Source organism: Bacillus sp. DU-106, assembly GCF_004799705.1.
Taxonomy (GTDB): Bacteria; Bacillota; Bacilli; order Bacillales; family Bacillaceae_G; genus Bacillus_A; species Bacillus_A cereus.
In genome coordinates, this window is the sequence record NZ_CP026607.1 from 2472541 (window position 1) to 2485401 (window position 12861).

Consider the following 12861-nt stretch of genomic DNA (forward strand, 5'->3'; position numbering starts at 1 on the left):
AAATGAAAATCGGTGTTATTATGGGCGGGGTATCGTCTGAAAAACAAGTTTCAATTATGACGGGGAATGAAATGATTGCTCATTTAGATAAAAATAAGTATGAAATAGTTCCAATTACATTAAACGAAAAAATGGATTTAATTGAAAAAGCGAAAGACATTGACTTTGCATTGCTCGCATTACACGGAAAATACGGAGAAGATGGGACAGTTCAAGGAACACTGGAGAGTTTAGGGATTCCTTATAGCGGAAGTAATATGTTATCTAGCAGTATATGTATGGATAAAAATATTTCGAAAAAGATTTTACGTTATGAAGGTGTAGAAACACCAGATTGGATTGAACTTACAAAAATGGAGGATCTAAATCTTGATGAGTTAGATAAGTTAGGATTTCCATTAGTGGTAAAACCAAACTCTGGCGGATCGAGTGTCGGGGTGAAAATCGTTTACAATAAAAATGAATTGATCTCAATGCTAGAAACTGTATTCGAATGGGATTCTGAAGTAGTAATTGAGAAGTATATAAAAGGTGATGAAATTACATGTTCTATTCTGGATGGAAAACAGTTACCTATAGTTTCAATTCGACATGCAGCCGAGTTCTTTGATTACAATGCAAAATATGATGATACTAGTACCGTTGAGGAAGTTATCGAACTTCCAGCAGAAATTAAGGAACGTGTAAATAAAGCTTCACTGACTTGTTATAAAGCATTAAAATGTAGTGTTTATGCAAGAGTTGATATGATGGTGAAGGACGGAATTCCATATGTAATGGAAATTAATACATTACCAGGGATGACACAATCAAGCCTATTGCCCAAAAGTGCAGAAGCAGCGGGAATTAGTTATAGCAAACTATTAGATATGATTATTGAAACATCATTAAAAGTTAGAAAAGAAGAAGGGTTTTAAGGAGATTATATAACGAATTTTTTTGACAGTTTCACGAAGTATGCTATGATGAATACATTATAAAAACAAAATATTTATCCACTAGGGGGGCCTTTTATAGGCTGAGATCAAATGTGATTTTGAGACTCTTAGTACCTGATCTGGTTAATGCCAGCGTAGGGAAGTGGGAAAGACGTTGCTATTTAATGAGTAAATAAATACTGTCAATTTCACTTTCTTTACGCCTGTAAAGAAAGTTTTTTTATTTTACAGCTTTAATAATTGTGGATAAATACTTATATTTTATACATTATTGGAGGGATTTAAATGACTTTTTCACAATCATTACGTAAAGAAGTAGATTCAATTTGGGAAGCGAGTTTTAACCATCCTTTTGTAAAAAAACTTGGTGAAGGAACATTAGATTTAGCTAGTTTTCGCTATTATGTGCTTCAAGATTCATATTATTTGAGTCATTTTGCTAGAGTACAAACTTTAGGAGCTGCAAAAGCTCTTGAATTAGAGACGACAGCTCGTATGGCACATCATGCTCAAAATACATATGAGGCCGAGTTATCTTTACATGAGAATTTTGCTAAAAAACTAGGGATAACGAAAGAAGAAAAAGATAATTTTATTCCTGCGCCAACTGCATATGCGTATACTTCACATATGTATCGTGCTGCGTATGAAGGGCATTTAGGAGATACCATTGCAGCAATTTTACCTTGCTATTGGTTGTATTATGAAATTGGCGAACGCTTAAAAGAGTGCCAGCCGGAAGAGCCAATTTATAACGAATGGATTTCTGCTTATGGATCTGATTGGTTCCGTACGCTAGTTGAAGAACAAATTACACGTTTAGATACTATCGCTGAAAAAGTAACAGAGGCAGACCGCAAACGTATGAAACAGCATTTTATTATTAGCAGTCAATATGAATATTCATTTTGGGAAATGGCTTATACATTAGAAAAGTGGCCAGTGGATACAGACGTAAAAGACGTAATTGGATAAAGAATAGAAGTAATGTTATAGATAGGTCTGGATCATACCTATCTATATATTTTTTCTTGTCAAATTTGCGTAAAGTTATTAGTGCTACGGATATGGCGAAATAGAATATCGATAATTTAGCTCATTTACTTGTCTACGCATTAACTGGATAAACTTCTGTCACATTTATTTTACAATTAAAGAACGTAAATGTTGGTGGTATGAAGTTAAATAAGAAAAGAAACCCGAGCTATTAGCTGTAACGGAGTTGTTTTTTCTTCGCAGGAATTCCTAAATTATCATGGAGTGTTGTTAATACGATATGCAAATATGCATATCGTATTTTTTTGAGTTCTTTATGTGTTAAAATTAGATATAAAGATATAGAAATATAAAGAAGCAAAAGCAGGAATATCCAATGAATTTTGAGAGGTGTTATATGTTTACAAATAAGAAATTAATTCGATTTGGTTTATCGTTGTTTGTATTTTTAGGGATAATTAATTTTACAATCAGCTATTTCCAAACATATCTTGAAACAGCAGCAGATATTAAATGGGTAATTCCAGAAATTTGGAAAACTATTTTGCTAGATGTTCCTCAAGGTATACTTGTTCTTTTAGGCGCAATTGCTTTATATGATTTCACAAAAGAGGCATCACAAAAAGACGCATCAATCTAAGTGTGTCTTTTTTCAATTAGCAATTTCATAGAGAGTTTTGCTGGAGAAATAGAATGAAAAGCCCTAATTAGGGCTTTTTTTGTTGGAATTTCATATCCGTCATAGAAACCGGTCACTTGGAGGTGTTATAGCGAAAGCCATTTACAGTACAGAAAAATCTAAGCAGCAGACGGAAATATATAGGACATGGCATCATAATTATTGAGAAATTAATTGAACTTAGTAAGTATGAAGATATGACGCTAGAATTCATATTTTTAAATTTTTATTTATCCCGCTATTTGCCGGGCAGTAAGCCCCCCACCTCAAAATTCAGCGGAAGCAAAGAAGTTAGGTAGGGGATGAACAAAACCCCACTGATTAAAGTTTCACTTTATAAAAATGAGCCCATAGTAAAAATAGGTATATGAACAAGGTGCATCATCTAGTGATAAGTCATACTTTGTTGGTGTACGTATTGAACTTAGTTTATAGCGCTATTTCTACTTAGATGTAACGAACAGGAATATAGGGAAGTATCGATGAGGTTGTATTTTATAAACGGAGGTTATGAAAATGAATCAGTTTCAACAAGAACTACAAGCGTTAAGCCTTAATGATTACCGGTCTGGAAATATTGTCTATTGGGACCAGCAAAACCAATATCCATATTACTATATTGAAGATGCTGCTCGTCGCTGTGGCGGTTGTGGTCGTTGTGGCGGTTGTGGTGGAGGTCGTTGTGGCGGCTTCCGTTGTGGTGGCTTCCGTTGTATTGGTTGCTTCGGTTGTATTGGTTGCGGAGGCTGTGGCGGTTGTGGCGGCTGTGGAGGCTGTGGTGGTTGCTCTAACTGTTTTGATGGTTTTACTGATACTACTGGTACTATTGTAACGTATGAATATTGATAACATCTATCTTGCTAGTTGCGGGCAGTAACATCCCCAAAAAAATTCAGCGAGAGCAAAGAGAAGTTAGGTGGCGGACTGCCCATAAAAGCCCGATTGGTGAGAGCTGATTAAAGTTTCACTTTATCAATAAAAAAACATTAGTTATATGTACGTGCCGACAAAGAATATAGCCATTATTAATGGATATATTCAATCATTCAAGTGAAAGAGTAACAATAAGATATATAGATGTAATTAACAGGTGATGGATAAAGCAATGACTAGATTTAAAATCTAATCATTGCTTTTTTCTTATGGTTTTATCATCAAATATCTGTCTAGTTTAGGCATTGCTTCCTTCTAGCTAATGATTTTATTACAACCGTGTAAGGTTAATGTAATGTTAATCGATAGTAAATGAAGTTGCTTAAGTGTATTTTAAATAAGATTAAAAAGTACTGTTTATCTACAAAATAATAGGGTAAATACTATGTAATTAGGAAGTGTATGAATATGGTTGAACTAAAATCTATTTTCCATTCGTATAAACTAAAGAGAAAAATAGCTAAAGATTTATACGGAAAAAGAGATGAATTGACACTGTTATTAAATGAATTTAATAAAATGAAATGTACAGTAACATCTGAAAAGAAGAAAAACAATATATTATCTCGTTTGCAACTAATTTATCAAAATATGAAATCGGATAAGCAGTACTCTCTAGCAGTTGCTTTTGATAGTAAATTATTGGAGCGATTAGAAAAAGAACCTCTACATACTATTGAGGATGGTGTAACATGTTTACATCTAATGTTAGATGTGAATTATGAGAAAATAAAACAATATGGTTCGAGTACAAGTAGGTCATTTGTTCCATTATCGCAGTCTTCTATTTGTCTTGCTGATTGTATTTGTTTAACAGGAGTTGTAGTAGGTTTACTAGGAGCAATTTCATTTGGGGGATTACTGTTATCTATATGTTCAATTACATAAAGGTTGATATTTGTAAAAAGGGCACCGAATTAAGGTGTTCTTTTTTGGTTTTTTTGTAAAGATATTGTAAATGATAAGTACAATGCATTAAGTGTAATGTATAATTCGAATGTATCAAAATTAAAATATAGTAGAGGTGTTATACATGATAATTACTTTGAATTTTTAAAAGAGTTGGTTTGATAATAATTTATATAGATAAACAGTTTTTACGTTTCTTTTAAATACTTGGTTTAAATGGATTAGATTAAGTAACTATTGTTCTAGCTTTTTGATAATCAAGACAACTGAAGAAAGGAAGGAATCATTTTATGAAAAAATTAAGGCTGCTAACATTTGAAAATATAGTAGAACCCCTTTTAAATGAAAAGGTATCATTTATATACTTTCCTATTGAATGGCTGGACATGGTAGAGATACATTATAAGACATTTTTATTAACGAGTAAGTTGAAACGTTTGAATGAAAGATTGTATGATATGTTTTCGGATATATTGTTTATTCAGCATAACCCATACGTATTAAATGAAAATACACCATGGATTGTATCGAAAGAACCTATTAGACAAGAGCAGCTCGATTATATTTTTCAAAGTTGGTATGAGATTATTCATGATTGGAAACCAAATAGATTAGTAGAACCACCAAAATATGAATGGCAATCCGATTTGATTTCTAATTTGCCAGTACTACATGATAATGAAACGTATTCTAAGTGGGTGCCCGCTTTAATCTCACATATTTTTTGTGAGCGTCCTATATATTTAAAAAATACAAATGAAGAAGAAATCTATTTTTCCCCTCTTAGATCACAAAATATTTGTGAGGCGATGTCAGGGCCGATAAAAGATGAAAAAACACAAGATTTTTTCTCCTATGTATATCGATTCGAATGCATAACCCGCGGTGGTGAGAACGCTCCATTATTAAATATTTCAATAGGGATTCGGAGATTTTATCAAGAATATAATCACCCAGATATTCCTTTACTTTTAAGACGGAAACGAGGCATGATATTGATTTCTACCTCAGAGTTTGCGTCAAATAATAAAAAAATACGGTTTGTAAAACTAAAAATACAACAAGCTACAACCGGCATGAAATGGATTAAGATATTTAGAAATTTAAAAGATGATTTTCAAATAGGGGGAGAGGTGGATTTAGACCATATTCTCCAATATCCGAAAGATTATATTGTAGGAGAAAATAAAAGGGTGTTATTTCCATACAATGAGAGAATTTATAAAGTTCAAGGTACTAAAATAGAACCGGGTATAACAGTAAAGGAAAGAGAGTATTTATTTAAAGAATTTCAGCGTAAATTCTCTTATTTCACAATACTTCCAGAATGTAAAAAGGTAGCTACAAATAACAAAAATGAATTATTTCCTTTATTTGCCCCAAAAGGATTAGAGACATTAACATTAGAAGTTTGGTCTGAAGATATAGTGCTGGAAATAGAACAAACATTACTTGAGAGTCAAATTGTTTTGACTAAAGTTGGTGAAAATTCTTATGTATTGAATACAGATTTTCCAGTGTTATTAAAGATTGTGAGATACAATATTGAAAAGGTGTTACAAAATCCATATAAAATGCAATATTGCCAAAAATATAAAACAAATCTTGTAGATGATGTTACGAAAGCTGTCTATGCTACCGCGGGCGAGCGCAGTGATGCGACATTAGCATTAATCGCATTGAAAAATTGTGATGGACGAGAAAAAATTGATCCAAAACAAATCATTAGAGAGGGATTTGCACGAGCAAACCGTATTTCAACATTTATTAATTTATTTATAGGCCAAAGTGTATCTCGTAAAACAATTGTAAATAGTGTTTTTAGTTTATTAGAGCAAAAAGGATTTTTGAAGCGTAGTTGGAATAAGATAAATTTACCTTGTATATATGTTAATTTATCAATTGAACGAATATCGAAATTTGATTTCTTACCTATTCTTTCAAAAATAAAAGGAAAAGAAATTTTATATAAATTATATGGGAATACAGAATGGCAAACGATTGATTACGTATTATTAAATATAAATAAACATAATGCATTTTTACCACAACCATCAAAGAGAAATGATATGGGAGCTTTTTTTAAACAATATGTTTCCGAAACATTAATGGAAATTGTACAATATGCAAAAGAACAAAATGAACAAGTTTATTTCATTGTAGATGCAAATTTGAGAAGGTATTGGATAAAAGAGTTACAAAATAAAGAAATTAATACAGATATTTTACCTGATATTGTTCCAGAGGTGTTAAAGGTTCCAAATTTAAATATTATTAGAATAAATACAGGTTTTGATGTACCAAGTTACGGTGTAATAGAATCTGATGATGCTCTAGATAGCATTGGCTTATATACAGATCAAAAAGGGATGTATTATAGCACTGGTGAATATTCACTTAATTGTAGTGGGATTTTTCAGCGATATATACTTGAAATTTTACCATTGGGTGTAAAACCTGTAGAAAGGGATTATATCGCTAAAATGATACATTACATGTGCTGTAATTCTAGTATGCTTTCGAAAAAGAATGTACACATTACATATTCCATGCATATGGAAAAAGTAATAAAGAGTTATATTACTGACATAGATGCAAGAGAGTTTAAAGAATTTGATGATGAATTGGATGTAGATGTAGTAAAAGTAGAAAAGAAAGATTCAATTATTCTACTTTAAATACTAGTAAACAAATCCTGCTCGTTATATCGATCAGGATTTGTCATTTTTTTATGTAAATAAGGATATCCTTTGTCAAGTATCTTTTCGTTTACATATTTACTTTATGTGCAGACAGGATTAATATGTTTTTAGAAATACAAAAACTATTTCATATGGAAAAACGATTTTTATTAATTGAAAAAATTTGAAAGGAATGGGGAATTGTGAAGAAATTAGATGTGCTCTTAATGCTATTGAGCGGCCTCTTTCCAATTGCAGGACTTACAAAGCAAATCCCTCTAGAACAATCTATATATATTGGAGGGCTTTTATTTTTTACTAGTTTCGGTAGTTATTTTGCTAAAAAGATGTATTCACGTATATGCAGTTGGATAGCGTATGCGCCATTTATAACACTACTGTTAGTTATTTGGCATCAAGATATTGCAACAAGCTCAATCATAGCAAATGCGAAAATTGCTGCATGTGTCGCGTTAATTCCATGTTTATTCCGTTTTCGTACATATGGACTTACTTTGGGCTTATTCTCATTATGGGCCGCTTTACTATGGGATATAAAAGAAGTACAGTCGTTAGTCATACTTGAACGCATAACGAGTTTAATGACAAGCCATTATGTATATATATTACTATTAATTGGAGGACTTGTATTAGGAGGATTACTTGCGATGTTCATTCACCGCAAAGAGAAAGATAATCAAGAAAATATAAATCTACTTGGACCAAAAAAGAAACGCAAAAGATTATCAATTAAGATTCGACTTCCAAGATTGCCGAAATTAAAGATGAAACTATTTAAGTTTGGTGGGAAAGAATCTAAAAGTAAAATGCCAGAAAAGATCCATGAGTATAAGTACGAAGAACCAGTTGCAACATATGAAATGACAGAGCAAATAGATCCATACAAAGAAAATGCAGTTCAAGGTCAAACAAGGATGGAACGCCGAAGAAATAGGTATAATGCATAATGAGGTTTAATAACCCCGTAATGACTTATCTTAATATTGATAAATCATTACGGTTTTTTTATGTAATGAAATGAAGGTTGCTAATGTGGGGGGAACAGCATATTTTATAGGTGGGAACCAAAATGAAATAAGGGGAGGATAAAATGCTTATCATTACATATATATCTGCTTGTATATTATTCTTAGTTAGTTTTTTACATGTATATTGGGCTTTCGGAGGTAATTGGGGGACAAATAGTGTTATTCCAACTAAAGCAGGGGAAAAGGCGTTTACACCTCGTGCCGGAATGACATTGGTCATTGCATTATTATTAAGTATGGCAGCAATAATTTTGTTGCAACAAGCAAAAATTGTTCATTTTGCAGTTCCTAATGTTATTATTCAAGTCGGTTCCTGGATTTGTATGATCATCTTTTCTATTAGAGTAATTGGTGAGTTCAATTATTTTGGTATCTTTAAACGACAAAAAGATACGCACTTTGCTAGAATGGATACCGGTTTATATATTCCACTTTGTGTATTGTTATCTTTATCTTTCTTATTAGCAATAATTTTGTGAGTAAATAATAGTAGTTTCTTTTCTCAAAATATATATAAACGTGAGAAATCTAAGAGTAAATAAAAAGGATGTAAGCGCCTTCTTGTCGAAATGTAAATTATTATGAAAGGCGGTGACACTATGAAGTATGTAAAAGTTAGTATGAATGGTGGAAGTGAACATAAATTCTCAATGACTTTAGATCGGTTTGAAGAACTTATTACTACAGAGAATGGGATATTAGAAAATAAATTAGTATGTATTGAAAATGTAATGATTAATCCTACTAATATATCTTCTGTAGTTGAAAAAATTGGTGTACCGGCTAAGTTTATGGAAGCTTAAAATCGTTAGATAAAAAACATCCATTGAGGATGTTTTTTTAATTTATAATTATGAAATTGTGCAATGAAATTTTGAGTAGATTTTTTAGCAATGACTATGCATATATTAAGTACCTGAACATGGTGCTTAATACATGCACGAAATAATAAGTACAAGCATATATTATGTAGTAGGACAAGATCTTCGTGTCCTACTTAATACTCAGAAAAAACCTCTAATCACATAAGAGCAGCCAATTGCAGGGTGCTCTTATTTTTTATGAAAATCTACTATGAGCCTTATTTTATAGTAGGATGCAATAATAAAGGGCTATTTTGAAATAGTGTTTTTTAGCCTTTAATTTTAAATTTATCTTTAACGTTAATAAATATTAAAAATAATATGATAGCAGAAATTAAGTTAGATAAGTAGAAATTTTGATGAAACAGTAGTTCAAAGATGACATCGAAAGTAACGAATAAGGCAATAGCAGGTAGTATGCAAATAAATATAAATCTCCAATTTTTTAAGTAATGTTTATAATTTGTAAGTACTTTATCCATAAATATAGCTCCTATATTTTTGTTTTTATATAATTATACATTTAGATACAAGGATTTTCAAAGTAAAAATATTTAGCAATTCAAAAATATAAGGAGAGCTTTTGTTGAAAATCCAGATTGCTGTAGTAATCTGGATTTGACTTTAAAGAACTATACTAAAATGATACACTATAATCTACGTTATTTTTGAAATGAATAGAGGGATTTGTGTGATAGATAAAATTAAAAATGCTGTAGAGGATATGTACGAAGATGAGGCTAAAGATTTACTTCAAAGTATTCTCATACAGTTAAACTTATTAGAAGAAAACTATAGTGAAGATACAATTAAAAATTTGATGGATATTCCGAAACAATTAACAAGTAATCCTACTTATAAAAGGAATGTAAAAGAAAGTACGCACGTACATATTGCTTTTGATGATTCAACGGCTGGTTGCTTAAAATATATGTTAAGTCAAGAAGAATTATTTGAAGAGAGTGTTGTTGCTTTTTCGGAATTTTTTTCAATTGGACCGATATATAGGTTGCATACGAATGAGGGGCAACTAGCAAGACAGGAGTGGTTAATAAATAACTTAACTGCTTATGATAGTTATTTTGAAGAAGAATATTTATCAAGATTTATAGCAACTATAGAAGAACTACATACTATTCCTGTTGAAACACCTATTACAATTTGGAAGGCTGATAATGCACATGAACATGTAGGCCTAAGTTTTGTAATAGCACAATTAAAGGATAAGAAAAACATTCGAGTTATTAATACGTCTGAAGCAAGTAGAGAAATATTAAAACAAGAGTATGATATTCGTGGAACGGGAGAATTACCACCTGAAAGTTTAGCTCTATTCCAAAAAAGTTTTATAAAGTTACCTTATTTAACTGAAGAGAAGCGAATGAAGTTTGAACATGAGTGGGATAGATTATCGGAAAGCATAGAATGTTTAAGAGTGTGGAAAGAAAATGAAGTGCATTTTGTACAAGAAGATTATTTTGATCAATTTATAATTGAATGCGCGAAAAGTGTGGGTGCTGATCGAGAGTTCCTCAAAGCTCCTAGAGTAATTGGTGAAGCACTTGGTCTTGTTGAACAATTGGTTGGAGATACATTCTTAGAATATCGCTTGAAACAATTAATTAAACAAGAAGTATTTGAATTTGAAGGTTCGTTAGATGAAATGCGTTTTTATAGTGTGAAGTTAAGGAAATAATAAACACATTCTATTTTTGAAAGGCTCGTATTTTTAATAATACGAGCTTTTTAAGTTGAATTTGGGCTATACATAAGCTTCCTAGAGAGGGCATATCACATATGAATGATAAAGGTAATGAATGAAAAGAAGGTGATTTGTTAATATGTATAACCAACAAAATTATCCATATGATCAAGCGATGTATTATAATCCACAAAACTACGGGTATGAACCTACAAATGAAGTGAGAGATATTGAACAAGAAGATTACAGACCAGATGATGCGGAGGATGCTCCAACGTCACCACCACCGTCACAAGCGCCATCGTTACCGTCTACATTTGCTTCTCCAGCACAACCAGGCAATATGAAATCATGGATGTGTAACTGTTTAGGAAGATGGGGCTATTTACGTTTACATCGTCCTGGACCTTTTGGAAGGGATTTATGGTTCTTTCCGGCTGAAGTGAGAAGAAACGGAGTATCAGGTTACACTTGGCAAGGTGGTCGTCGTCGTAAAGTAAGTTATCGCTATCAACAAATTAGTAATTTTATGTGCTTCGCATAAAGAGAGGTGGGAGAGTAAAACGATTGTACTCTCTCACTTTTTTATTTTTCAATATACGAAGTAAGATTTTGATTAAAAATTTACAATTTTCACGTTTTTATTAGAGTATAATGCATATGTTGGTTGGTTTTCAAAAACAAATGAGAGTGAGGGAATACAATGTCCATGAAAAACAAAGTTGGGTTAAGCATAGAGGATGGCATTAATTTAGCTTCAGCTCAGTTTAAAGAAGATGCGTATGAAATTTATAAAGAATCGCGAAAAAAACAACCTATATTATTTGTAAACCAAGTTGAAATCGGTAAAGAATGGCTCATTACTAGATATGAAGATGCTCTGCCACTTTTAAAAGATAATCGTTTAAAAAAAGATTGGACAAATGTGTTTTCTCAAGATATAAAGAACATGTATCTTTCCGTTGATAATAGTGACCACTTAACAACACATATGCTAAATTCAGATCCACCTAACCACAGTCGTTTACGATCTTTAGTTCAAAAAGCTTTTACACCGAAGATGATTGCACAATTAGACGGAAGAATTCAGAGAATAGCAGATGATTTGATAAGTGATATAGAGCGAAAAGGTATATTAAATCTTGTGGATGATTATTCATTTCCATTACCAATTATTGTAATAAGCGAGATGCTCGGTATTCCAAAAGAAGATCAAGCGAAATTTAGGATTTGGTCTCATGCTGTTATTGCATCACCAGAAACACCTGAAGAAATAAAAGAGACTGAAAAACAACTATCTGAATTTATTACATATCTTCAATATTTAGTTGATATTAAAAGAAAAGAGCCAAAAGAAGACTTGGTGAGTGCTTTAATACTTGCAGAGAGTGAAGGGCATAAACTTAGCGCTCGGGAACTATATTCAATGATAATGCTATTAATTGTCGCAGGACATGAGACGACAGTGAATTTAATTACAAATACGGTATTAGCACTTCTTGAAAATCCAAATCAATTACAGTTATTAAAAGATAATCCAAAACTAATTGATTCGGCTATTGAGGAAGGATTGCGTTATTATTCTCCAGTTGAGGTTACAACTGCAAGATGGGCAGCGGAACCTTTTCAAATTCACCATCAAACAATACAGAAAGGAGATATGGTTATTATTGCATTGGCTTCAGCGAACCGTGATGAAACAGTGTTTGAAAATCCAGAAATATTTGATATTACACGGGAGAACAACCGTCACATTGCCTTTGGTCATGGTAGTCATTTCTGCTTAGGAGCTCCACTTGCGAGGTTAGAAGCAAAGATTGCTATTACTACTTTGTTTAATCGAATGCCTGAACTACAAATAAAAGGGAATCGTGAAGAAATTAAATGGCAAGGTAACTATTTAATGCGTTCTTTAGAGGAATTGCCTTTAACTTTCTAGAATAGTTAAAAGGAGACATGCATACATCGAAAATGATTTACATAGAGTATGTATGTGTTATTTAAATTTGAAACGGAAGGGTGAAGACATCCCAATGATCAACTAATTCTATTTGTAAGAGATCTTCGTTAAAAAACGAAATATTCTTCTGAATAGGGTTAGTCTGTACATT

The 12861-nt window shown here is 31.9% G+C and carries 13 protein-coding genes, 1 pseudogene and 1 riboswitch; of the genes and pseudogenes, 13 read left to right on the forward strand and 1 reads right to left on the reverse strand.

Features of this window, described 5'->3' with window-relative positions:
* Positions 1 to 2: 2 nt before the first annotated feature.
* The 10 genes and pseudogenes from C3Y97_RS12595 (at position 3) to C3Y97_RS12640 (ending at position 8988) form a co-directional block, all read left to right on the forward strand.
* The gene (locus C3Y97_RS12595) at positions 3 to 917 is read left to right on the forward strand and encodes a D-alanine--D-alanine ligase (protein WP_002164531.1); all 915 of its coding nucleotides are present in this window, start codon (positions 3 to 5) and stop codon (positions 915 to 917) included.
* Positions 918 to 990: 73 nt separating this feature from the next.
* A riboswitch (TPP riboswitch) is annotated at positions 991 to 1096 on the forward strand.
* Positions 1097 to 1223: 127 nt separating this feature from the next.
* Positions 1224 to 1913, forward strand: coding sequence for a thiaminase II (tenA, locus tag C3Y97_RS12600; RefSeq protein ID WP_000144518.1), 690 nt, complete (start codon positions 1224 to 1226; stop codon positions 1911 to 1913).
* Between the two features lie 397 nt (positions 1914 to 2310).
* Entirely contained in the window at positions 2311 to 2574 is a 264-nt protein-coding gene (locus C3Y97_RS12610; protein ID WP_002082716.1) for a DUF3937 domain-containing protein, read from the forward strand.
* 555 nt (positions 2575 to 3129) lie between these two features.
* Entirely contained in the window at positions 3130 to 3459 is a 330-nt protein-coding gene (locus C3Y97_RS12615; RefSeq protein ID WP_136363424.1) for a heterocycloanthracin/sonorensin family bacteriocin, read from the forward strand.
* Positions 3460 to 3604: 145 nt separating this feature from the next.
* Positions 3605 to 3739, forward strand: a pseudogene (locus C3Y97_RS28465) (site-specific integrase); the annotation flags it as partial.
* 209 nt (positions 3740 to 3948) lie between these two features.
* On the forward strand, positions 3949 to 4434 hold the full coding sequence (locus tag C3Y97_RS12620; protein ID WP_127063977.1) for a homoserine dehydrogenase: 486 nt from the start codon (positions 3949 to 3951) through the stop codon (positions 4432 to 4434).
* Positions 4435 to 4745: 311 nt separating this feature from the next.
* Positions 4746 to 7133, forward strand: coding sequence for an RNaseH domain-containing protein (locus C3Y97_RS12625; protein WP_127063978.1), 2388 nt, complete (start codon positions 4746 to 4748; stop codon positions 7131 to 7133).
* A gap of 206 nt (positions 7134 to 7339) precedes the next feature.
* Positions 7340 to 8104 (forward strand): DUF3959 family protein, encoded by a 765-nt coding sequence (locus tag C3Y97_RS12630; RefSeq protein WP_000732180.1) that lies wholly within the window; start codon positions 7340 to 7342, stop codon positions 8102 to 8104.
* A 143-nt stretch (positions 8105 to 8247) separates the two neighbouring features.
* Complete coding sequence (locus tag C3Y97_RS12635; protein ID WP_127063979.1) at positions 8248 to 8664, forward strand: DUF3995 domain-containing protein; 417 nt, start codon at positions 8248 to 8250, stop codon at positions 8662 to 8664.
* A gap of 120 nt (positions 8665 to 8784) precedes the next feature.
* Entirely contained in the window at positions 8785 to 8988 is a 204-nt protein-coding gene (locus tag C3Y97_RS12640) for a hypothetical protein (protein WP_000878369.1), read from the forward strand.
* 329 nt (positions 8989 to 9317) lie between these two features.
* On the opposite strand, the gene C3Y97_RS12645 is transcribed toward C3Y97_RS12640, so the two are convergent.
* Positions 9318 to 9530 carry a hypothetical protein gene (locus C3Y97_RS12645; RefSeq protein ID WP_000362067.1) on the reverse strand — a complete coding sequence of 71 codons (213 nt, stop codon included), beginning with the start codon at positions 9528 to 9530 and terminating at the stop codon, positions 9318 to 9320.
* A 209-nt stretch (positions 9531 to 9739) separates the two neighbouring features.
* Between C3Y97_RS12645 and C3Y97_RS12650 the strand changes: the two genes are divergently transcribed.
* The 3 genes from C3Y97_RS12650 (at position 9740) to C3Y97_RS12660 (ending at position 12689) form a co-directional block, all read left to right on the forward strand.
* Positions 9740 to 10744 carry a DUF1835 domain-containing protein gene (locus C3Y97_RS12650; RefSeq protein ID WP_000565687.1) on the forward strand — a complete coding sequence of 335 codons (1005 nt, stop codon included), beginning with the start codon at positions 9740 to 9742 and terminating at the stop codon, positions 10742 to 10744.
* A gap of 145 nt (positions 10745 to 10889) precedes the next feature.
* Positions 10890 to 11294: a hypothetical protein gene (locus C3Y97_RS12655; RefSeq protein WP_136363426.1), complete on the forward strand. Its 405-nt coding sequence runs from the start codon at positions 10890 to 10892 to the stop codon at positions 11292 to 11294.
* Positions 11295 to 11453: 159 nt separating this feature from the next.
* A complete protein-coding gene (locus C3Y97_RS12660; protein WP_086404447.1) occupies positions 11454 to 12689 on the forward strand; it encodes a cytochrome P450 family protein in 1236 nt (411 codons plus the stop codon).
* Positions 12690 to 12861: the final 172 nt, after the last annotated feature.